The organism is Cupriavidus sp. GW821-FHT02F09, from assembly GCF_059421605.1.
In genome coordinates, this window is the sequence record NZ_JBWKVH010000043.1 from 1 (window position 1) to 21,421 (window position 21,421).

19 protein-coding genes are annotated in these 21,421 nt (G+C 58.4%); 8 read left to right on the forward strand and 11 right to left on the reverse strand.

Features of this window, described 5'->3' with window-relative positions; genetic code table 11:
* Positions 1–607: 607 nt before the first annotated feature.
* The 4 genes from AC07XB_RS31630 to AC07XB_RS31645 all read right to left on the reverse strand — a co-directional run bounded on the left by AC07XB_RS31630 (position 608) and on the right by AC07XB_RS31645 (position 3,262).
* A complete protein-coding gene (locus AC07XB_RS31630; RefSeq protein WP_492815188.1) occupies positions 608–2,005 on the reverse strand; it encodes a hypothetical protein in 1,398 nt (465 codons plus the stop codon).
* Positions 2,006–2,163: 158 nt separating this feature from the next.
* The gene (locus AC07XB_RS31635; RefSeq protein WP_492815190.1) at positions 2,164–2,535 is read right to left on the reverse strand and encodes a hypothetical protein; all 372 of its coding nucleotides are present in this window, start codon (positions 2,533–2,535) and stop codon (positions 2,164–2,166) included.
* A 160-nt stretch (positions 2,536–2,695) separates the two neighbouring features.
* Complete coding sequence (locus tag AC07XB_RS31640; RefSeq protein WP_492815192.1) at positions 2,696–2,836, reverse strand: hypothetical protein; 141 nt, start codon at positions 2,834–2,836, stop codon at positions 2,696–2,698.
* A gap of 9 nt (positions 2,837–2,845) precedes the next feature.
* A complete protein-coding gene (locus tag AC07XB_RS31645; RefSeq protein ID WP_492815194.1) occupies positions 2,846–3,262 on the reverse strand; it encodes a hypothetical protein in 417 nt (138 codons plus the stop codon).
* 127 nt (positions 3,263–3,389) lie between these two features.
* Here AC07XB_RS31645 and AC07XB_RS31650 point away from each other — a divergent pair, with 127 nt between their 5' ends.
* From AC07XB_RS31650 to AC07XB_RS31660, 3 genes are read left to right on the forward strand one after another with little or no spacing between them, the layout of a single operon-like run.
* Entirely contained in the window at positions 3,390–4,448 is a 1,059-nt protein-coding gene (locus tag AC07XB_RS31650) for a helix-turn-helix transcriptional regulator (RefSeq protein WP_492815196.1), read from the forward strand.
* Positions 4,449–4,489: 41 nt separating this feature from the next.
* A complete protein-coding gene (locus AC07XB_RS31655) occupies positions 4,490–4,696 on the forward strand; it encodes a hypothetical protein (RefSeq protein WP_492815198.1) in 207 nt (68 codons plus the stop codon).
* 47 nt (positions 4,697–4,743) lie between these two features.
* Positions 4,744–5,571, forward strand: a complete 828-nt coding sequence (locus AC07XB_RS31660) for an SIR2 family NAD-dependent protein deacylase (protein WP_492815200.1) — start codon at positions 4,744–4,746, stop codon at positions 5,569–5,571.
* A 305-nt stretch (positions 5,572–5,876) separates the two neighbouring features.
* Here the strand turns inward: AC07XB_RS31660 and AC07XB_RS31665 are convergent, their stop codons facing one another.
* Positions 5,877–7,124: an HNH endonuclease gene (locus AC07XB_RS31665; RefSeq protein WP_492815202.1), complete on the reverse strand. Its 1,248-nt coding sequence runs from the start codon at positions 7,122–7,124 to the stop codon at positions 5,877–5,879.
* 301 nt (positions 7,125–7,425) lie between these two features.
* The gene (locus AC07XB_RS31670) at positions 7,426–7,803 is read right to left on the reverse strand and encodes a DUF4124 domain-containing protein (RefSeq protein ID WP_492831916.1); all 378 of its coding nucleotides are present in this window, start codon (positions 7,801–7,803) and stop codon (positions 7,426–7,428) included.
* A 232-nt stretch (positions 7,804–8,035) separates the two neighbouring features.
* On the opposite strand from AC07XB_RS31670, the gene AC07XB_RS31675 reads away from it, so the two are divergent.
* From AC07XB_RS31675 to AC07XB_RS31695, 5 genes are all read left to right on the forward strand, one after another.
* Positions 8,036–8,470 (forward strand): hypothetical protein, encoded by a 435-nt coding sequence (locus AC07XB_RS31675; protein ID WP_492831918.1) that lies wholly within the window; start codon positions 8,036–8,038, stop codon positions 8,468–8,470.
* Positions 8,467–10,671 carry a MobH family relaxase gene (gene mobH, locus AC07XB_RS31680; protein WP_492831920.1) on the forward strand — a complete coding sequence of 735 codons (2,205 nt, stop codon included), beginning with the start codon at positions 8,467–8,469 and terminating at the stop codon, positions 10,669–10,671. The genes AC07XB_RS31675 and mobH overlap by 4 nt, the downstream gene beginning before the upstream one ends.
* A gap of 30 nt (positions 10,672–10,701) precedes the next feature.
* Positions 10,702–12,675, forward strand: a complete 1,974-nt coding sequence (gene traD, locus AC07XB_RS31685; RefSeq protein ID WP_492831922.1) for a type IV conjugative transfer system coupling protein TraD — start codon at positions 10,702–10,704, stop codon at positions 12,673–12,675.
* On the forward strand, positions 12,672–13,382 hold the full coding sequence (locus AC07XB_RS31690) for an IncC plasmid conjugative DNA transfer DtrJ family protein (protein WP_492831924.1): 711 nt from the start codon (positions 12,672–12,674) through the stop codon (positions 13,380–13,382). The genes traD and AC07XB_RS31690 overlap by 4 nt, the downstream gene beginning before the upstream one ends.
* A gap of 187 nt (positions 13,383–13,569) precedes the next feature.
* Entirely contained in the window at positions 13,570–14,931 is a 1,362-nt protein-coding gene (locus tag AC07XB_RS31695; RefSeq protein WP_492831926.1) for an ApeA N-terminal domain 1-containing protein, read from the forward strand.
* Positions 14,932–15,398: 467 nt separating this feature from the next.
* Here AC07XB_RS31695 and AC07XB_RS31700 read toward each other — a convergent pair whose 3' ends face one another.
* From AC07XB_RS31700 to AC07XB_RS31720, 5 genes are all read right to left on the reverse strand, one after another.
* Positions 15,399–17,978 (reverse strand): DEAD/DEAH box helicase, encoded by a 2,580-nt coding sequence (locus AC07XB_RS31700; protein WP_492831928.1) that lies wholly within the window; start codon positions 17,976–17,978, stop codon positions 15,399–15,401.
* Entirely contained in the window at positions 17,971–18,924 is a 954-nt protein-coding gene (locus AC07XB_RS31705) for a HamA C-terminal domain-containing protein (RefSeq protein ID WP_492831930.1), read from the reverse strand. Before AC07XB_RS31705 ends, AC07XB_RS31700 begins: the two co-directional genes overlap by 8 nt.
* 82 nt (positions 18,925–19,006) lie before the next feature.
* Complete coding sequence (locus AC07XB_RS31710) at positions 19,007–19,336, reverse strand: DUF3223 domain-containing protein (RefSeq protein WP_492831932.1); 330 nt, start codon at positions 19,334–19,336, stop codon at positions 19,007–19,009.
* A 255-nt stretch (positions 19,337–19,591) separates the two neighbouring features.
* Positions 19,592–20,053: a hypothetical protein gene (locus AC07XB_RS31715; protein ID WP_492831934.1), complete on the reverse strand. Its 462-nt coding sequence runs from the start codon at positions 20,051–20,053 to the stop codon at positions 19,592–19,594.
* Positions 20,054–20,890: 837 nt separating this feature from the next.
* Positions 20,891–21,220: a response regulator transcription factor gene (locus AC07XB_RS31720; protein WP_170302005.1), complete on the reverse strand. Its 330-nt coding sequence runs from the start codon at positions 21,218–21,220 to the stop codon at positions 20,891–20,893.
* Between the last annotated feature and the right edge of the window lie 201 nt (positions 21,221–21,421).

Genomic DNA, 21,421 nt, shown 5'->3' on the forward strand with positions numbered 1-21,421 from the left:
TCGATAAGGCAGGCTACGCTCCGGAGGGGATGCGCATTGGTGCGATTCGAGAGACGTTTCCACACGGCCTCGACCCATAGCGGTCGGTCGAGTCTGCTACTTACCTCCTCGCCGGAGGCGAGCTCAACGAGGGGAGAGGCTCCTGTCGCCTGGTTTGGCAACCCAATATCTCGATGGCACGGCCTTCCAGGCCCCGCACCGTGCTTCGGGTTGATAGTCCGATTCGCGTGCGTTGATGCGACACCTTCCAGGAAGCTGACGCCTCGCCTGTGGCATCCATTCTGCCGCCTGAGTTTTCCTGGAGCTAGTCTGCACGCCAGGCGCGGAACGCTCATTTTCCCGGAGCGTCGCCGCCTGAGACGAAGATGGTGTGGGCCCGGGTCGGCAATGATCTTCGTGGCCGCCGACAACAGCAGCTACGGGGCGACGCTTTCCTTGAAAAGAGGCATTGTTTCGATGTGCTCCTGACGGCCGGCGATGCCGGGCCGGCGCTTTACACGCCGGCCTTAGCCAAGTGGGCCCCAAGACGCGAAGCCCATCGTTGGACGTCGGGGGTCGACAGGCGCACGAGAAATTCTGCGACGCGGGCCGGCTTGCCCCGCTGGTTTCAAGGCTCTGATTCTCGAGCGAGGTGTTGTTCGAGCATAGAACCGATACTCACCGCACCCTCATTGAGATCCACCTCGCCGCTAAGCTTCCATGCCAAGGTATTCCCATTTGCCTGCGAGCGCACCAAGATCCCAACGTCCTCCAAAACCGCAGCCAGCCGGCTGGTATCGGGTGGGTTCCTCTTACTCGCCTTTAAGTAAGCTTTCCCAAGGCCCCATGGGTAATCTGGGTCATTTTTCTTCGTCGCACTATTATATAGACCAAACGGTTGCCCACCGTACTGGTACTGTTTATTCGCATTCGCAAGAAGTGACAAAGTGCGGTTAATGACATCGATCTCAAATTTGATTTCTTTCTCGCCCTTGTCTTGAGCCTTCGTGACAATGCCGGATGCATCAATTTTGTATCTGAACGGATTATTCCCCCGCAGGGTTTCGCACGAGACCCAGTCGCCGTCCGACTCGCCGGAAGCATCAATGCCTGTAGGAGAGGGGGGAAGATCAGATGGGCGATTGGTGTCTGTCAGGTCTGCGTCGGATATCGCCGGCCCTCCAGGCAAGTCGTAGCCGATCATAAATAACGCGGACTCGAGTGCCCGTAGCCGTGTGCCAAAATCAGTAATTTTGGAGAACTCGCTCTGCTTAGCACCGTCCTGCTCCAAGATTTTGCTCAAGATCCAGTTGGCACGGAGATTCCATTCTGCGTGGTGTGCTCCCGACTTCAGTTTGGGAAAATTTTCACCAGGTTTGCGACATTTGGGATCGGGCGCGTTCGCGGCTTCCTTGGCTGGCGCCCATGGGAAGCGAAGTGCAGTCGGCACTTCTATGCCCCGTCCCCTGCAAAACTTGACGACCGCCCACCCTAGAGCCGCAGCGACTCGGCTGTCATAGATGACGAAATTTTCGCATATCAGCGAATATACCTTCGTCATGCCAGCATTAAACCGTAGCTTTTTGGAAAACAGCTTCGTATCCGCCAAATCTCCTTTGTCGAAGGCTTTGCGCGTCTCGTTGAGTAGCTTTGCGAGATTCGCCTCGTTCTTAAGCAACCAGTTGACGTTTCCGCCCCGTACACCGCCCCAGGTCACGATGTCGATAGCAGCTTGGCATGCATCGCGGTCATTGATGGTATCAAGCGCCTTCGTGAGGTCCTTACGTAAGGCCTCTAGTGCTTTGGCATTCGACGCGAACGAGTTGCCACTTTCCACACCAAGGCGCTCGATCTCGGGATGACTCCATTTATAATTCGTGTAAGCGTCGAAAATGCTTCTGCACTCCCAGCGCTCGCCGCTTCTCCGATTGCGGTAGGCATGGCTGAATTCATCGCGATCGAGATGGTTGCTAATCCACTCGACAAATTCCAATACTTCACCCGTCAGATAATCGTCTTTTTTCATTCTCTGATTTCTCGCATTGACCGCTTTCGCGATATTTCAAAATGGAACATCGAGGCCAGCGCGACCTTCTGGTAAGGCCCAAATCTGTTGCCCCGCCAAATCATGACGGCATTTAGTCCTGTTGTTAGAAAGCCATTGTGCCCGGTGGCGAGGCGTCTTTACTTGTGCCCCTGCCACTCAACGTCAGGATCGTCATCCCAAGCCGGGGCAAATGACACACCTTTCCACTTGGCGCTCGTTTGGTCAAAAATCGACCCGTGCCGGGGCCGATGGAAGTTATAGATGAGGCAAGAGACCCCATCCGCCCGGTACTTTGCATACAGATCCATGAACTGCGCGGTAGTAAGGATCGGTGCACGCTCGAAGAATTCCTGATTCTCCCAAGGGGTGTCCATGACAAACACGCGCCAAAAGTACTTGTACATGCGCGGATTGGGATGCGGCATGTATCCCGAGCAAAACGACTGAGTTCCGCGCCCTCCACTGGAGCTGATCATGTTCAGGAGATTCTGTTTCGTCGGTTCCATCATCCTTGTGCTTCTCCCTGCAAGCTTTTGCTTTGTCGATGCACCGCGCGCGGCGGTGGCGAACCTAGTCCTTACTCTTCGACTGCCTCTTCGGCACCTCGACCTCCCTGTCGAGCGACTCTATGAACCAGCTCAACGCGCGAGTTTGGCCCGCCGCCCCACGTCAATGGACCGTAAGGATGCCCAGCTTGACGAGGAGCTCATCCATAGTCATAGGATCCGACCATTCACCGATTCGCTCCTGTTCAAGAATCTTCTCCGCGATCTCGGGATCTACCCAGTCGTCGCTGTCATCCGATTCCATGGACTCTCCTCAAAAGTCCTCTGCTCTTTTTTCCCAATAGCCTGGTGCGTCGTGATGGGCATTGTCCATCGCTGCATCAAGTGACAGGGCCCAGAAACGCATTTTGGGCAACCGGAGCGTGCCGTCCGGATTCTCCAGGAATTGCTCCAGTTTCAAGTATGCGGGGTCGGCACGATCAAAAGGGGTGTCGAGGTAAATGCTACCTCGGTATCCCGCTATCATCCATCGGTCGCTCGCAACTTCACCGCATTGCCGCCAAGTGTAGCCATTCGCATCGAGCCACGAGATGACCTCCTTGCGTGAAGGATTGACTCTCCAGTTCTCAGGCACGGCCGCCCCGAACTGGTCCTGAAAAAATGTCAGGAACAGTACGTCCCGGCAGACCTGGCGGGCAATCGCGTCAATATGCTCGATGAGTTGGGGCATAAAAGGTAACCAGTACAGGTCGAAGAGACTTATGATATCGGCGAATCTGGCACGCGCGGTGCCAGATTATTTAGATGTCGGGATACCCCCCCAACCTAACACGATGAACAAATCATAAGTGCTCGATATGCTGCTCAGCAAACTGGAAGCCGCTACCTTGGAGTTGTTGTGGACTCGACCGGAGGGGTTCCTGTCCAGCGAACTGCAGGCGGCCCTCGCCGTGCATGGTTCCCCTCGTACGATCCGCAACGCGCTTGGGCTATTAGCGAGTAAGGGGTACGCCAGTGCCAAAGGCGCCACCAAGGGGCGAATATGGAAGCCCCTCAAGGCGGCTCCGGCGTCCCGCAGACCGACCATTAATGAGTCGATGGCCCTCCTTACCCTCCGCCATCTTGCGGAGCGGCACCTTCCCGCCAGCGTTGTAGCGTCGCTCGAGCCCAACTTCGAGGCTGCGACTAACGTCCTCAACGAGCACCCCACCGCCTTCGACCTCGCAGCAGCTCGCCTTTGGATGGACAAGACGATCCGGCTGCATGGCGGATACCCCTTAATTCCGCCAACCATTCGAGACGACTTCTTCCAGATCGTTGGGCACGCGCTATACAACGACGAGTCTCTGGATATCACTTACCGGACGTCGCTCGACGCCGAGCCCAAGGAGTCTCGAGTGATTCCCCATGCCTTGATAGAAAAAGGCCCGCTCTGGTACCTGGTGGTCAAGCGCCGCCGAAGCTCGGGGCAGCCGACACCCACCGTCCTCCGGATGGACCGGATCGTAGCCCTGAAGCCAGCCGGAATCGACCTTACTCGCGACAAGAATTTCACCCTCGACAAGTTCGTTCAAAGAGACCGAGCCATGGAGTTCTTCGCCGGCGAGCCGGCTCAAGTGCGGCTGCGCGTCAGGGAAATCGCGGAAGACGGGAGGCGAGTCGAGCATGCTTTCCGATACCTCAAACTGAGCCACGATCAGGTCATTGAGGAAGCCGATAACTGCTTCATGCTCACTGCGACCGTCATCCCATCCATATCCCTGACCAACCTTCTCCTCGAGAAGAGCACCACGGTGGAAGTGGTGTCACCAGCAAGCATGCGCGAGCAAATGATCGCCCACCTGAAGCAGGCCCTGGCCCAGTACGAGGATCACCCGGCGGAAGGCGTGGGTTCTGGAACCCAGCCTGCCAGTTAGCGCCCTAAGATCCGGATCGTTCTCACCTCACGGAGATGACCATGACGCTCAAGACGATCCGCGACGCTCATAACCGAGTGATGGGCTTTGTTGCCATGGATGATCATGGCAACGGCATTGCTCGCGACGCCCACATGAAGCTGCTCGGCCGCTACAACGCCGGGCGCGATTTCACTTACGACGCCCACAACCGGCCCTTCGGCCGCAGCAACCAGTTGTCGGCCCTGATCTATCGCGCTGGCGACTGAGGAATCTGGCAAGTGTGATAAATCTGCAGCTTTGAGGCCCGGAGCAAATGGACAAGGATCAACTTCAACTGGCAGCCCAGGCGCTGCGGGAAGCGAAAGCCATGATCGTGACTGCCGGGGCGGGGATGGGCGTCGAGTCGGGGTTGGCCGATTTCCGCGGGGCCGAAGGCTTCTGGGGCGCCTACCCCGCCTTGCGACATGCCGGCTTTGGGTTCGAGGAAATTGCCTCTCCGGAAGCTTTTCGCCAAAACCCGCGTCTTGCTTGGGGCTTCTATGGGCACCGGCTCGCGCTATATCGCAAGACCGTTCCGCACGAGGGCTTCCAAATCCTAAGGCGCTGGGCTTCGGGCATCCGCAACGGTACCTTTGTGTTTACCAGCAACGTGGATGGGCACTTCCAGCAGGCCGGCTTCGCAGATAGCGAGGTTGTTGAGTGTCACGGATCTATCAACTTCCTTCAATGTCTTGACAATTGCGCGGGCAGTGAGCCGTTTGGAGCTGGTCACCTCGCTCCGGTGATCGACGAAAAGAATTGCCTCTGGATCGGCGATTTGCCCCGATGCCCACATTGCGGCGGAATTGCACGGCCGAACATCTTGCTCTTCGATGATATTGAGTGGCAATCCCGCTGGTATGACCTATCTCGGGAGCAGATGAACGCGTGGGTGCCACGCCAAGCCGGGCGGATCCTCGTGATAGAGCTTGGAGCCGGCAATGCAATTCCGACCGTTCGTCGATTCGGAGAGCGGCTTGGTCGCCCGCTCATTCGAATCAACACCACCGATGTCCAGGGCGGTCGCCCCGATGTCATTCGATTGCAGGGTGGCGCCCTCCCGGTGCTGCGTAGCCTTGAGGCGATCGTCAGTACCGCCTGATTCCCTCTGCATGGCGTAATGTGGACTCAGATCCACGGCTCCGCGAGTGGCGGGCAAGCGCACTCGCGCTGGCGACGCCCACTATAAAAAGCCCTCGATGTTGCTTATTGGCGCCAATTTAGGAGGAATCCCCGACTGGCCGCTTGTGGCCGTAGGCGACCGTTGGTGTCGATGCGCCACAGGCAGTTACCAACTGCCGTTGCCGTGCCGTTGCCGGCGCGCGAAGTGACTTCGTAGCCCGATGGGCGTCTGTTGTAACTTGCTGTCGTCGGCAATGGCACGCGCAGCATAACGTTGTAGCGTTGCTATTGGGCCGAGGCACTCACGTACTCTGAACGTTTCTGTTCGAGTCGGTCGAACTCCGCGTTGTGAAACATTAAGTAAGCGGCGCGCCTGTCGCATGGCTTGCTCTGAAGATCTTGAATGGGGCCAAGCATTTCTAAGTCGCGGTGCGTCACAGACTTGGAGACTGCCAATTTCCCGTCCGGCCGGAAGGTAATCATATAACGATCGAATAACGCGTCTATGTTGGCCGACAGTAGCAGCCCGTTCTTGGGGTCGAGCCTTTGTGCGCCAGTCGAATGACTCCAAGGCACGATATGTGAGGCTCGCAGAACCGGAAGAACAGCTAACCGCGTGGCTGCACAAGCGCCTTCGAACTCCCGCTCCAGATCAACCCGAAACTGTCCCTGCCCCAGTCGTACAGCTACTTCTGCGAGACGCTCGGTCTCAGATTTGGACTTGTCCGCCAAGATTGTGTGCAAGTCATTCTGGATTTTCGCTGCCTCCCGACTGCCCGTCGACTGAAAGAAGACTCCGTCAATCCTTCTCGCCCAATCGCGCATTAGAAGCAGACTTGTCGCTTCGTCTTTGACCCATAGATAGGAACCGCTGTAGTCCGTATAGACGTGTAGGAGATCCGGATCACAATCATGCTCCCGGGCGAAGGCGTTCTTGTCGAAGTCTTGCGGAGCCTTGGCGACCGAGAAGGAAGCTCCGTCTTTTGGGAAGCGGTACAAGCAGGCGTATGGAGCTCTACGCCCCCAAAGGCCTTCGCTCATCTGTCCGATGTAGATGCCGCGCCAGGTGATACGCAACGTTCGTCGCTGTTCCTTTACAGGACCCTGCGCCGTAGTAGCGACGGCAAAGCCTTCGTCTTCCAGCGCACGAATGACACTCATTGCAAATGCACTTGGCGGGTTGCCCGTATAGCTTGAAAGGTCAGACATCGAACTAGAGGAGGACACTGGAGCTTGACTTCGTGGCGTCCCGGTCTTCTCCTGCAGAAGGGAAATCTCGCGTTCGATAAATGCCTCGAGGGCTTCTACCGAATCCACCAGTTCCAGCGAACGGTCTCCCTCCGACGAACTGGACTGCGCAAGCTTTAAATCCAACAGACCCCGAGGCGCCGGCTTGAGCCGAAAGATCCTGTTCCCAACACTCTTTTTTCCCAGGAAGTAGCTATTGCTAATCGTGTTAGCTTCTCGCTCCAACGCAGGAAACCTATCGCAGACGAGGGCGTGGATCTGTTCGAGACTTAGGTTTGTCTTCATGGCCTACTGTTGAAGTGAAAGTATCATGATACTGACTCAAGCTTTAAGGCAGAAGCCACTTTTAGCGCGGACCACTTCGGCTTAGGACATGCTTCGCCGAAATGCCCATGAAACGCTGGAACTGGCTGCGGAACGGTCGTCCTGGCGTCCATGCGCGCGTTCAAGCGAACGACCGGACACGGCTGTTCCCGGCCATTCTAATTACGTACCGAGATCGAGGACGCCCATAATAGCTCGATCTCGCTGCAAGAGCGTAATCGGACACGCCATGCGACAGGCCGCCGCTGACAGTTGTCAGGAATCACTCGCACCGGTTACTTGAAATCTGCGCCCCGGTTCGCTGAACCGCCTCAGCGGCTCGTTGAGCCTCAGCGGGATCGTTCCGGGCCATCGCACGCTCAGACCAAGCCAGGTTTGCCGTGTACTGCTGCCGCAGGGAAGGGCAGATGATGCTCGACGCGAGTCGTTTCGCAGACTGTTGGTCGCCAATCACAAATGGCTGCGTACGATCTTCCGCGTTAAGTTGGCCAATAGACTTACGAGACAACTCTGTCTTGGCGTTGTCTGGGCAGGGCGAGTCCTGGAGAGTGACTTTTCCCGCCGGACTTCGGCACTGATAGATCGTCTGAGCGTGGGCGCCCGTCCCGATCAGCATGAGCAACAACGGCATAAGCAGCATCGCAATCCTCCTGTGAGAATTGTGCAGACGCCAGCCCCAGCTTAGCCCCCCCCTCTGTAGAGGGGTGTCCCGAATCCTTTAAGCAGTGCCTTGGGATGCTACCGAAAAGCCGCCCGCCAAGCCATTAGAAACCTGCGCCATCTGCCGCAGGTTTCCGCTGGCACACCCGTGCTCCGGTCCGTATCGTTTTGCCAGTGACAAATTCTGCGGGCGCGGGCTCGCCCTTCTCTTCATGGCCAAACCTCATGCCAACGGCGCTGCCAGTGACCCACGCGCCAGCGCGCTGCAGCGCCTGCTCGCGATACTGCAACAACGCAACCTGGTGCGCTGGCGTGTCACCCTACTTCTCTGGCTCAACCGCTTTGATGGGCTCGGCGAATTCCTGCCCCGGCCAGACGAACTGCCCGACCACCAGGTCTGTTTGCTTCTGGCCCAGTTGCCTGATTCCATCTCGGATACCGAGTTGGCACTATGCCTCTCGCGGGCCGACTTCCTGACGTGGCGCGTGCGCCATGCTGTCTCTCACACACTCTGGTCATTCGTCGAACAGCCCTTCGCCGACTTCGTTCGAGACGCCGAGCCGGTTGTGTACCAGTTGGATATCGAGTATCCCGCACCAGACGTCACCGCCCACTGGCTGCTGACGCAGCAATCCCAAGCCCAATGAACTGGATCTGGCACAGCATCGGCGCCGGCGGCATCCTCGCAGTCATCGGCGGCTGCGCCTTGGTATTGCTGGCACATCGCCAGCCAGATAGCACTGCTCCGGACACGCCATCATTGCCTGGCGGGCAGTTGCTGCCTCCGACCGGAAGCGACATCCAGGTCCACACGGCAGAGCAACTGATCGGCGGCCTGCAACTGCAGGGCCCTTGGGAGTCCATTCGCCAGCGCTCAGGCTTCACCGCCGCCAGCTTTGCGCGTGACTGCGCCCCGCTCTTGCACGCTGTTGCGGATCTGTGCCAAATGTTGCCGGCATCCGAGAGTCACCACCATGCGCAGCCAGGCGGGCTGCTGATCCACCTGTTCGAGGTCCTGAATCATGCCCTGGGCATCCGGACCAGCTATACCCTACCGCGCGGCGTACCGCCCGAGGATATCCACAGGCTGCAACATCTGTGGACCTACGGTGTCTTCGTTGGCGCAGTGCTCCACGACATTGGCAAGCCGATGGCCGATCTGCAGATCACGGCGCGCGCCGGACATCGGAGTTGGCCCTGGCATCCGCTATCAGGCTCCCTGGTCGAGGGCGGCGCCGAGACGTACCGAGTGGCCTTCCAGGCCGATCGGGACTACACCCGGCATCAGAAGCTACCCGTCATTCTGGCCCAGCGCCTGATCCCGCAGCCTACGTTGCAGTGGCTATCGTCCGATCCCGTTCTGCTGCAGGAGCTGATGGCCTATCTGGGAGACGAGCACGACGAGAAGAGCCTGATTGCCGAGATCGTGACCAAGGCCGACCGAGAGTCCGTGGCACACAACCTGCGGTCCGGCTCCCGTGCCAGGTTTGCTTCAGCGAGGATTGTGCCGCTGGTTGAGCGTCTGATGCGCGAGCTTTGCGCCCTGCTCGAGGAGGGTGGACGGTTGCCGCTGAACCGTCCCGGCGCAGTGGGCTGGATCTACCGGGGAGAAGCCTGGTTCGTCTGCAAACGACTGGTGGAGGAGCTGCGCCAGGCATTTGCCGCCAAGGGCGAAGGCAAGGGCATTCCTGGTCCGGATAAGGACGAGCGGATCTATGACACGTTCCAGGAATATGGCGCCGTGATAACCAATCCACTGACCCATGGCGCGATCTGGCACATCCGCATCGAGCTGGAGACATGGTCGGCAGATATGCGGGTGCTGCGTTTTCCGTTGGAGAAACTGTATCGGGATCCGTCGCAGTATCCGAGTGCCATCGCAGGCCACATCGTCATTCTGGACCCTGGTGCAACGATGCCCACGCTAAACCCCAGCTCAGTTGAGACTGCGTCCGGCACCAGCCCCTCGAAACCTGTCGCTGCAGCCGCACGTAGTGCGGAACCTGGGCCGGGTTCCCTGGCCGCCGTCGCAATGGTTGAAACCAACGTGTCAATGGCTGGCGCGCCCGCTCCATCTGCTTTGGAACCTGAGCCGATGGCTGCCCTCAACCAGCCGGATGCTGCGCCGGCCTCCCGCGTCAGATCCCATGACGCTGCACCAACCGCGGCTCAATCGACAGACGATCCGGCTCCCGAAACCCTGAGCGCAGAGGACTTCCTCGATGAGGTCGACTCGGCCTCCGCCCTGCAGGCCGAAGTCCGGCAACAGAGAGCGGCAGACACCAGCGCAGGCCGTCCCGCCCCCACGCCAAGAATGCCTCCAGCGGAGATTCTCCCACCCGTGGTTCCAGCCACGCCCGCCCTACCGCCCCTGACGCCACGTGACGAATCGCCCCCGCCACCATTGGCGCTGCAATTCATGCGGTGGCTGCAGGAGGGCATTGCGCAAGGCAGCTTGCTGGTCAATACCTCCCAGGCACAGGTCCATTCGGTCAAGGAGGGCCTACTGCTGGTGACTCCCCGGATCTTCCGCCAGTTCACGCACGACACCGATCCACGCGCCGAGAGCGGGGAAGCCCTGGAGTACACGGCGGTGCAGAAGGCGGTCTTCAAGGCGCATTGGCACTACATCGCCACCAAGCCGGCCCCGAAGGGCCGCAAGGCGACTCGAATCAATATTCTGCGCTACACCACGTCCGGTGGTGGCCCGGGTGGTGCTACCACCGCCAAGCCGCTCTCCGGCGTCGTCATCCTGCAGCCCGAGCGCTTCGTCAATCCCGTCCCACCAGTGAACTGCCACCTCACTTACCGCGAGGACATCACCCTCAACCTCGGCCCCTCCTCCTGAGCTACCCCTGTCTGACGTTGGAGACTGGATATGGCGTATCCCATCGAGAATCTGTTCCGTCCCCCTGTCGAGCTTATCTCGGCCGCCACGGCCACCATAGCTGGCACGGCGCTACTCACCGCCCCGCACTGGTTCATGACGCCACCTCCGGTTGCATGGACAGGCATGTTGGGCTTCTACACGCTTGCCGCGTGGCGCCTGCATCAGGGCTACCGGATCGTGCGTTTTCACCGCAACTTGAAACGGCTGCCGAAGTACGTCATCGCCGCAGCGGACGTACCGGTCTCCGATACCTTTCTCTTCCTCGGCCGGGGCTTTGCGTGGGACCAGCGCCACTCGCAGCGCCTGCTGCAGGCCAGGGATCCCGCCAACCAGAAATACGTGGCACGTGGACGCGGCGAATGGGGCGGCGTGGGGGGCGATCCCACCCTCCATGGCGTCGAACCTGACGAAGACATCGTCGTGATGGATCTGGCCGAGCGCAATGGCCATACGCTTGTGCTCGGCACCACCCGCGTCGGCAAGACCCGGCTGGCCGAAGTTCTGATCTGCCAGGATATCCGCCGCGGCGACGTCGTCATCGTCTTTGACCCCAAGGGCGATGCCGACCTGTTGCGGCGCATGTACGCTGAAGCCCGCCGCGCCGGGCGCGAGAGAGATTTCCATTTCTTCCACCTGGGCTACCCGGACATTTCGGCGCGCTACAACCCGGTCGGCAGCTTCAGCCGCATCACCGAGGTGGCCACCCGCACAGCAGGGCCGCTGCCCAGCGAAGGACAATCCGCCGCCTTTCGCCAATTCGTCTGGCTCTTCGTCAATGTCATCGCACGAGCACTCAATGGCCTGGGCCACAGGCCCAGCTATGCGCTGATCTATCAGCACGCCACCAACATCGACGCGCTGGCACAGGCGTATATCGATCACTGGCTGGACACGACACAGCCCAACTGGAGAAGTGCATTCGAAGAGTATGCGAGCGATGAGGACCGTCGCAAGACCAAGACCAAGGAAGCGCAAAAGACCCAGCATGCGCTGGACCTGCTGCTGCTTATCGATTTCATCAACGCGCAGGCATGGTTCGACCCGGTAGCCAACGCCTTGGCCGGGCTGGTGGCCAAAGAGCGCGGCTACTTTGAAAAGCTGGTGGCCTCCCTGTATCCGTTCCTGGAGAAGCTCACCACCGGAAAGATCGCCGAGCTCATCTCCCCCGACTACGAAGCCACCGGCGATGCACGCCCGATTTTCGACTGGATGTCGGTCATCAACCGCGGCGGCATCGTCTACGTCGGCCTGGACTCGCTCTCTGACTTTGAAGTCGGTTCGGCTATTGGCAACGCCATGTTTGCCGATCTCACCTCCATCGCCGGCCAACTCTACAAGTTTGGCGCCGGCTTTGGCCAAAGTACCGCGGAAGGCAAACGCCGCATCGTCGTTCACGCCGACGAGTTCAACGAGTTGATCGGCGACGAGTTCATCCCGCTGCTCAACAAGGCCGGCGGCGCCGGCTTCCAGGTCACGGTCTACACCCAGACCTGGTCTGACGTCGAAGCCAAGATCGGCAACCGCGCCAAGGCTGGACAAATCGGCGGCAACCTGAACACACTCATCATGCTGCGGGTCAAGAATAACGAAACAGCCGAGATTCTGACCAACCAACTGCCTGAGGTGTCCGTCGCTTCGACCATGCTGGCCAGCGCCGCCTCGGACACTAACGACCCCCGAGATTTTGAGGAATTCGGCTCCCGCAGCGAGGACCGCATTTCCACCCAGCGCATGCCAATGCTGACCCCGGCCGATCTGGTCAAGCTCCCCAAGGGCCAGGCCTTTGCGCTGATCGAGGGCGGCAGGCTCTACAAGCTGCGCCTGCCGCTGTTCGACCCCAAGGCGGACGCCACCGATCTGGCGCTGCCAGCATCGCTCGAGGTGATTGCCGCCGACATGAAGGCCCGCTATGACAGCGCGGCCGAGGCCGAGACCCTCACCGTGCCGGGAGGCTGGCTATGAGCTCCCGCTACGAATTCCACGAACTCAAGGTCATCCACGTCTTCGTCTGGCCGCTCAAGGTGCTCTGGAAAATCCTGTACATCTATGGCGTGCTATGCGCCATCTGCGTGGCGACCTTCCTGCTGGCCGCCCACTATCTCTGGACCGACCCGGCGGAAAGCGCCTACCAGATTTACCGCCATTCGATGGAAGCGACCACCCTGCTCGGGGCACCCTCAAGGGCCACCTGGTTGGTACAACAATCTGCGGACTTCGCCTACTGGCTGTTCTTCCAGGTCACCCAGCTACACGACATCCTCTCCCGCCTCACCCACAACATTGCCAATAGTGGGACCGACGCCACAATCGGCGAGAGATTGCTGCGGCCGTGGCTCGAGGAAATGTGGATCGCAGCGCTGGCCGTGAAGACCTTCGGAAGCCGCCTGATGCTACTGCTGACCGGCTGGCCGGTGCTTCTGCTGGCCTTCTGGTGCGGCATGACCGATGGTCTCGTGGAACGCTCGATTCGACGCGCCAGCGCTGGGCGCGAATCATCCGGCTTGTACCATCGCGCGAAATATGCCCAGTTAAGTCTGGGCGCCACCTCGGTCCTCGTTTTCGTCTGTCTACCGTATCAGCTTGATGTGCGGTGGGTGTTGTTCCCCATCGCCCTGACCATTGGGATCCTGGCTAGGACGCAGTGGAAGTTTTTTAAGAAGTATCTTTGAACAGGCGGCCATCCATGGGCGTCTTTTTTGGTTCTTCGCCGGTTTGCGGGGCGAGATGGCCGAGGCGCCCCGCCCGGCAGATTGACGGTATAGTTCTGGGATCACCCCACGGCTGAGTTAGCCAAGGGCGGCCGTTCGAATAAAGACCCGCCTACGATCTAGCCCGGTCACAAAAGGTAATCGCCGCATGCGCATTAAGACAAGCATCTCCAGGACCGGGGAGTTTTTCTCACCCTCCAACCCAAGTGAGAAGTACTTTGGGACGTTAACCATCACGGACGGCGCTGAAATTCTTCTTGAGATATACAGCACCAAGCCTCTATTCACTGCTCTCACGGCGCCCCAGATTGGGAGGGTGATTGGCTTAGTCGAACAGGGCTACGTCACGCTGGAGGGGTGCACATTCCGCAGTCGCGGTCTTAGTATTGGGGCTACGGCCAAGTCGGAAATCATTGCAACCACCGCCCTGGCGGGGCGCTTCGAGGAAGAGTTTCCCGAATTCCAAGAGTATTTTTTCTCGGTCGATTGCTTAGATGAATGGCTTTCGCACCCGGGGCTAACAATCACTTATGGAGACGGGCACAACGAAGGCACCATCGCGTTTGGTAAGCCAGAGCCCCTTTCTTTCAAAATTCATGACGGGACAGAAGTGGGGATCGACTTCAATGTCTCCACCCCAACCAAGCAGTCCTATCCTGATACCAAGATCGTACAGCAGGCATTTTTTTCACTGCGGCCAAAGGAGCCGCAAAGGCTAGATTTCTACCTCGCGCTATCCCACAAGATCACGCGTTTGATGTGCTTCCTAACTGGTTACAGTGTGAATATTCACTCCGTCGTCGGCGAGGCGAATGTACCTGGACTCCTTCGCTATGAGAGGTTGGTTGATATCTATTACAAGAGCCTCCACCTGCACCCTTCCCGCCGCCTGCGCAGCGACGAAATGCTGCTTCCGTATAGACCCATTGCTGAGCGGTTTGAGACCCTGCTTGCCAACTGGGTCGACGGCTACGATGTCTTGACCCCCGCACTGCACCACTTCTTCGCTGTACAAGAAGAAAGCCACAAGTACCAAGATACGCGATTCCTCGCTATCGCCCAGGGTCTCGAGACGTTCCACCGGAGAACGTCGCCGGATCAAACCATGCAAAATGCGTCCGATTACGCTGCAATGCTCGACGGAATCATGAACAGTTGTCCTAGCCAACATGCGGATTGGCTGCAGAGAAAGTTGACCTATGCCAACGAACTGACGCTGTCCAGGCGGTTGAAACAGCTGATCGCGCCATTTCATTCTCTCTTCGGCGACCGGCGCAGCAGCGTCTACATAGTTAGGAAGACAGTGCTGACTCGGAACTACTTTACGCACTTCGATCCGAGCCTCAAAGAGGATGCACTCACCGGAGCCAAACTGGTCTTCGTGATCTACAAGCTTCGGGTTCTCTTCATCCTGAACATGCTGCTCTACCTAGGGTTCACGGTAGACGAGATCACCAACTTATGTGAAGAGCCTTACCTCAAGCGAATGAGGGCAGTCGGAACCCTGTAGGTTCCCTGCTACGGCGGACAGCAGCGCCTGAGCAGGCACCCTCATACAGCGGGGATTTGAGACGCGGGACAGCGCGACGTCGTCGAACTGACGGAGCAAGTGATGTATCTGCACTCACAGTGCTACTGTACTGAACAGCATTGGCATCGGATCTAGAGCTGCCAATCTGAGCGATTTTTTCAACCATACAGCGCGCTTTTATGACGTCACCACGAGATCTTCAGCAGATGATCAAATCGCCGAACAACGGACATTCTTTACCGCAGCGCGGAGTGGAGATCCGAACAGGCGGTGCAGAGAGAGCGCCGCTACCGAGACCCGAATTTCTCAATGTGCTGTCAGAATAAGAGCCTCTCCAAACAGAGCCGAGGCCGTTCGGCGCGGCCAGCCAAGTTCGGCGGAATCGCACGGTTTCCTTGTCTCAGATCTCGCCTTCTTTGGAAACCATGGTGTGGCGGATCGCTAGCCTAGCGGGTCTGGATCAGCCGCAAGCGTACCAGTTCGTCAAGCACGACTTTGGAAATCGGCAGATCGCTTTCCGCGCGCGTGCGCAACCAGGCACGCGCGTCCGATGGCGACAGGTCGGATCCACGCATGTACTTGCTGAGGGTCTGCGCGGAAATTCTCGATAGTCCGAGTTCGACCAAAGACACCATTGTTTGACTGCATGCGCCAAGCTCTAGGGCAAGGGGTACTGGAAAGATCCTTTCCGCCTCGTCTACCAATCCTGCCTCTAACAGCGCGGCCCTGAGGCAATCGCAGTAAGCGCGAGTCGTCTGGACACAGGCAAAGCGCAATGTCTTTTCGACGAGATCGAAGACGCGTCTGACTGCCTGATTTGAGTTGGCTACCCCACCGGTTTTTTTTGACGGCTTTGGCGGGTTGTACCTCAGTTCATTGTCGACTAGCGACGATATGGTCTCGCCCTTCATCCAGACGACGGCCTGGTAGTTCAGATAGCGCGCCCATTTGTCCCGTGCCCTTCCATTGAGATGCTCCTCAATGACCATGAACATCCGTTCATATCGTCCATAACTCTCGGACTGCATCGGATGCGAGGGGCAGTAGTCTCGCCATTGCCCGGTCGCCACGCGAGCAGCAAGGAATTCGAACAACCTCTGCAAACGCCATGGGGAAATCTGCCAATTTCGATCTAGGACCGCTGCCGGAATGCTCAGGCTGGCAAGCGCAATGCCTATGTGTTGCTCGAGCTGTGCCGATGCTTCGACGCTCAGCTTCGTCGCGCATCTGGACAATGTCTTGTGATAGGCGCCCTTTCGATGCCGGCTCAGGAGGAGCCCCGCAGCTGCCTCCAAGTCGCGCCTTGCATCGGACGACACCTCCGCCTCGCCTTTGCTTTCGATAAACCGCTCGAGATCTGCCCTCCCCGTGTCCAGCATTTTGGTCAGTGCGGGTTCAACTCTGACGCTGGGAACGTCGTCCATCAACTTCTCGGACCAGCTATCGTACTCAACGAGAAAGACGTTGCCTGCAAAATCGTGCATCAACCGGCCTGCTCTTCCAACGAAATTCCAAATGTCCTCCTGCTGAAGCGTGCCGCGAGTTCCCCGCTTTATCTTGTCGATAAATACGTTACGGGCCGGCAGATTAACACCCTGGAAAAGGGTCGTCGTGCACGCGAGGAAGGACAATATTCCATTGCGGAAAGCGTCTTCCAGCGCTTGCCGCAATAGCGTGGGCATTGCGCCGTAATGGAATCCGACCCCACGCTTGACACAGAACACCAAGGAATAGTCCTTGTGAACTTCCGACTGAATGAATGCCGCAAGCTCTTGCAGTGAGGGGTCATTTCGCTCGGCTTGGTTGATGGCAATCTGAAGCGCTAGATCTTCAGCATCCGCAGGGCCAGATGCGTAAATGAGCGAGCCTCCGGACGAACCCAATTCGATACATGCGGCGGCCAGCAGTGTCCTGCGATCCGCAAATCCATAGTCGCGCGTCAGTTGCGCGATTCTGGTGCGGCCGCCTTCGTGCATCATTTCCAGCGTCAGATCATTATCGGAACTGGCACTCCGCTTGACAACGATTTTGGTCGAGACGACGGGTGACTCGGTTGTAATATGCGTCGCAACCTCATGCTGGCCGACGGCCGCCGCAAGATTGTCGACGCGGCTCGCCATCGGGGCCATGAAATACTGCGCACAGTGGGGGTTGGCATCGTTGATGCGCTCAAGACAATCCTGAAGAATCATCCCGCGCGAACCGTCTCCCATTTGTTGGGCTTCGTCGACCACCACGAAATCAAACGCAGCGGGAAGCCCCTCATCGAGATAGGATAACAACCGCTCCTGCGTCACGACGAAAACCTGCCGTGGGCGCTTCTCCGCATCCTCCGTCGGCACGCTGGTCACGCGTATCGTCGGATCATCATGCCCCAAAGCGTCCGAGAGCTTTTCGAGGATTTCCGCCATCAGTGCTCTCGTTGGGACAACGTATGCCGCACGCACCGATGCCAACGATTTGATCTTCTTGACAATAAATTGCCGAACAACAAACGATTTTCCGGCCGACGTTGGCGCCGAAATCGCCGTCGAACGACCCGACTCGAGGTCATCCCAGATATCGAACTGGAAATCCGTCAGTGGCAACTTTCCGCTGGGCAAGGCCACTGTATTGCGGTAGCGTCGCGCGAAATCTCGAACATGCAGGAGCGCCGGCATGGCGCAGAGCTCCCGCGCACTGCGCCGCCTTACGAATTCTGCGGCGGGAAAATTCCCCAGTTGCGCCAGGATGTGCTCGCATGCCGCGGCAATTCCGGCCGCACGCGTTGATGCCACGCAATACAACGCGATCGTCTGGGCCAGCTTGTGGCTGGCCACCGAATCGTCCATCGCCAGGCAGCTCGCCGACTCCACTAGCCTGGTGAGCCGTATATCACCATCGCCACCCGCACTCTCGGCTACCAGCTTGATATCGGGGTTCTGAGTCAGTGAGACAACACCGTTCGCGCACAACCATCGGAAATCGGCCCAGAATGCAGGATTCGCCTGAATGCGACTTGCGAGTCTTGCCGCGAAATCAGCCATTGCTCAACGCCCGCTCGAACTCGCGGCGAAACGACGCGACACTCGGAAACCCGACAACATACGTCGTGATCTTATCCATTGGCAGGTCCTTCTCGGCGTAAGCGCGCTTGACGCTGGTCGTACGATTGACACATCGAGCCCCAAATTGGGCGCGCACCTCGTCCATACTCGCGCCGCTGGCGGCACTCTTGTACGCTGGCTCAGAATAGGCTACAAGACAGACATGCCGATCTCGGCGATCGGCTGTCTTCGCTCCTGCATACGGATCGAGAAAATCCTCCAGTGCTTGCTGCGCCTGCTCATCCATATCGTCGAAATTCCCGAAATCGAGCGCAAGTCGCAATTCGTGACCGCGCTGGGTCCCGTCGATCAGGTCACGCATCGACTTGGCAGCGTCGCGGGCCCCTGACCCGATCGCCGCATGCACCTTCGATTCCAGGTAGAGAACTTCGAGATGCCCAGTTTCGCGGATATAGCGAAGATGGACGCCATCCGCACCGAATACAGGCATCTCCGTATTGGTTTTCGTATGCATCTTCGCGATCGCCATCGGCGCGCGCAGGAAGTACTCCGTGAATGCATAGGCCAGAAGTTCGCCACCCTCACCCGAGCGCGCAGGGAACTCTTCCCGATATTGCTGAAAAGCGCGACGCGCATCACGCCTGAGTGCCGCCATTGCTGCAGCCAAATCATTGAGATTGCCGGAATTGTTCCGGATGGCTTTCAGCACGCGCTTCCTTGGCAGACAATAGCCGATAATCTGATCCGCCAAGTTCACCGCGAACTCCGCCAGCATCGGTTCGTTCTCACGCATGGCAAGCATGAATTGCCGTGGCGCTGCCGAAGAAATATCCGACTGCGGCTCCTCGGTAAGGAAGATCCTCATCCAGTCTTTCTTTCCCAGCAGTCGTTCTAAAGCCGATTCCAAATCAACTGATACGTCCACGTCTTCCTCACTGCCGTTACCGCGCGCCGAGCTCAGCGCTTTGCTATTCGAACCTGAACTAGCCAGATGGTGAGGCTGGCTGTTAGTACGATGCCAATTTGACAGCTTCGATGTAGCTGAAATCGATCGAACTGTTGTCAACGCGATGTACATGGAAGCCAGGCGATCTCCATTGCTCACCTTCGTTCAATTCGCGCGAGAAATGTGAGATGCCGAGGCCAGCCTTCGCCTCCATCCCGAATGATCGTTTCGCGTCATACACCTGGATCAACGCGCACAGATCATCGTGATCATGGGGGTCGGAAATCACATCGCCATTGCGGTAGCGCGCGAGCATGCCTTTATAGTGTTCAAGCGCATCTTTCTGTTTGCCCCAATGCTTGCCGTTCGGCAAATCGACCTTCTTTACCATAGCCGCATTCCCCTGATGTCCGCCGATACACCCGCATTGCGCATCTGTTTGCCAGTGCCACCGAGCGCCGTCCGGAAGACCAGCCTACCGCTGAGGCATAGTCCCGATCCGATCTTTCGAGTTGGGTGATAGTACCCAATATTCCATAGTGGCCGGCGTTGTACGCCCCCCCCCTTTAGGGGGGCAAGCTTGCAAGGAAGCCGGTATGCGCTCGCGCTATATGGGTATGCATTGGGCACTCCCACGGAATCATGCCTACTGGCCTTCCTCGGAAAAGGCGTGGAAGTATTCACGGACTTCTGGGTGCGCTTCCATGCAGGCTTGAAGAACAATGAGACCATGTTGCACAAGTGTTCGATCTCGGCCGAGCAAGTAGGCCGCACTTTTGCCTCCGTGGAAGAGGTTGTTTCGGGTTCTGCAAACATGCGTCAGAAGAGACGCGGCCCCGCCTTCCTCGTTTGGCGGCTTGTCCCTCCAATTGAGGGAACCGTCCTTCACGATCTGTTGTCGTGGCGGATGCGCGAAGTAGTATCTGATCGCCTCGCCGAGAGGCCCGCGTCTATCGGAAACAAGTAGTGCTGATATCTCGGGCGTCTGTCCAAATCTAGTCCAGTCTGCCTCGGCCAACTCCTTGTTCTTGAAGATCATCGCCTTCTTTAGAGCGTACTCCGCTCGCTGAAACGTGAAAAAGAATTCCAACGCAAGCTCGTCGGCCATATGCCTCCTTAGAACGTTGTGCCGTGATCCCTAGTATTGAAAACCAGCCACCTCTTGCGACCACCATCTGAATCAGCGTTCCGACTACCTTTCTTGATATCTAACGTTCGGAAATGACATCCGAGCTTCGGACAGCTCGCCGAGTCTCACCGCAATACTCTTCGCTCCTAGTCGACCCGGACTATAACGGCGAGGGTCACCAGACAGGGCCGCTGGAGAGCGCAATCTCGGAGCGACACCAGCGAGGATGAGCGAGCCCTACCGCCCCCTAGACGCGGTCATCACCTTCACTCAAGTTGCGGCCGACGTCGCTGTCATTCCTCCCAGGCGCTGGTTGGATCGATATCTCGGTGCCTGCGTTTTGTCATTGTCAACATGCATTATGCAACACTTGGATGTCGCGATCGGAAAATGGCGGCGGCGTATGGGCAAGTCCCGGCCCGTATCTTCTCGGTTCTTGTATAGACCGGGGACATGGGTCTGTAAAAAAATGGGGGAATCTGCCCATTGACCGCTCATGGTCGGGCTCCGACCCCGGCCAGCCCGGACGAGGTGACCGCAGACCGCTCTGCTGCGGACGCCGCTAGGCTGCGGCCGACCCATCGCAGCCGCTCGAGTCGCACGCCTTAGGCGGCCGCATCGGCCGACGACCCGCCGGATGGCATCGTTCGACGAAAGGCCGCTGTCGGGTGAAGCCGACGTTCAAATGTCCGCGCAACAACGTGGATGAACAGCCGTTGATGGCTGCGAATTCAACCGTCAGAACGATCCCTGAATCACACAGCTACTCCCATCGCCTCGACTCTCCTATCCCGTAAGTCCGCATCGGACATTTTACTAGCGGCACCAAGGTTCCACACGAAACAACCCCGATCGCATCGCCAGGAACACGGCTTCGGCGCGGCTCTGCGCGCCGAGCTTTCGGCGAGCCTCATCGATGTAGTGATCGGCGGTGCGCGCCGAAATTCCCAACTTTTCGCCGATCTCCCGGCTGGACTTTCCGTTCGCAGTCAAAGACAAAGCCTGCGCCTCTCGCTCCGTCAGTCGCTGGTTCCCGAAATAGGCGGACGCCGCCGCCATGTACCGCGTATCAAGCAAGACGTGCAACTTCGCATGCCCGATCAGCACGGCCTCCAGGTCAGCCCGCTCCTCGTGTTCGACCAGCAACCACGACGCCGAGCCAAAAGGACCAAAGTACGCACTCGCTACCACGCCCGGCCTTACGACCGTGGGCAACGTCGCGTATGCAGGGCTAAACTGCGATCCCGCCAATCTGGCGCTCCGGGTCATCGAGCCACACTCGTGACTGATGAAGCGTGAGCAGACGGGTGACGCATAACTAAGGCGAAGTCCCGATGCCTTCAGGCG

Excerpts from the sequence above, each read along its gene's own strand:
- AC07XB_RS31665 (WP_492815202.1), bottom strand. The coding sequence starts at position 7,124 with ATGAAGACAAACCTAAGTCTCGAACAGATCCACGCCCTCGTCTGCGAT.
- AC07XB_RS31670 (WP_492831916.1), bottom strand. The coding sequence starts at position 7,803 with ATGCTGCTTATGCCGTTGTTGCTCATGCTGATCGGGACGGGCGCCCAC.
- AC07XB_RS31630 (WP_492815188.1), bottom strand. The coding sequence starts at position 2,005 with ATGAAAAAAGACGATTATCTGACGGGTGAAGTATTGGAATTTGTCGAG.
- AC07XB_RS31695 (WP_492831926.1), top strand. The coding sequence starts at position 13,570 with ATGCGCATTAAGACAAGCATCTCCAGGACCGGGGAGTTTTTCTCACCC.
- AC07XB_RS31715 (WP_492831934.1), bottom strand. The coding sequence starts at position 20,053 with ATGGCCGACGAGCTTGCGTTGGAATTCTTTTTCACGTTTCAGCGAGCG.
- AC07XB_RS31675 (WP_492831918.1), top strand. The coding sequence starts at position 8,036 with ATGGCCAAACCTCATGCCAACGGCGCTGCCAGTGACCCACGCGCCAGC.
- AC07XB_RS31655 (WP_492815198.1), top strand. The coding sequence starts at position 4,490 with ATGACGCTCAAGACGATCCGCGACGCTCATAACCGAGTGATGGGCTTT.
- AC07XB_RS31690 (WP_492831924.1), top strand. The coding sequence starts at position 12,672 with ATGAGCTCCCGCTACGAATTCCACGAACTCAAGGTCATCCACGTCTTC.
- mobH (WP_492831920.1), top strand. The coding sequence starts at position 8,467 with ATGAACTGGATCTGGCACAGCATCGGCGCCGGCGGCATCCTCGCAGTC.
- traD (WP_492831922.1), top strand. The coding sequence starts at position 10,702 with ATGGCGTATCCCATCGAGAATCTGTTCCGTCCCCCTGTCGAGCTTATC.
- AC07XB_RS31640 (WP_492815192.1), bottom strand. The coding sequence starts at position 2,836 with ATGGAATCGGATGACAGCGACGACTGGGTAGATCCCGAGATCGCGGAG.
- AC07XB_RS31710 (WP_492831932.1), bottom strand. The coding sequence starts at position 19,336 with ATGGTAAAGAAGGTCGATTTGCCGAACGGCAAGCATTGGGGCAAACAG.
- AC07XB_RS31660 (WP_492815200.1), top strand. The coding sequence starts at position 4,744 with ATGGACAAGGATCAACTTCAACTGGCAGCCCAGGCGCTGCGGGAAGCG.
- AC07XB_RS31700 (WP_492831928.1), bottom strand. The coding sequence starts at position 17,978 with ATGGCTGATTTCGCGGCAAGACTCGCAAGTCGCATTCAGGCGAATCCT.
- AC07XB_RS31645 (WP_492815194.1), bottom strand. The coding sequence starts at position 3,262 with ATGCCCCAACTCATCGAGCATATTGACGCGATTGCCCGCCAGGTCTGC.
- AC07XB_RS31650 (WP_492815196.1), top strand. The coding sequence starts at position 3,390 with ATGCTGCTCAGCAAACTGGAAGCCGCTACCTTGGAGTTGTTGTGGACT.
- AC07XB_RS31635 (WP_492815190.1), bottom strand. The coding sequence starts at position 2,535 with ATGATGGAACCGACGAAACAGAATCTCCTGAACATGATCAGCTCCAGT.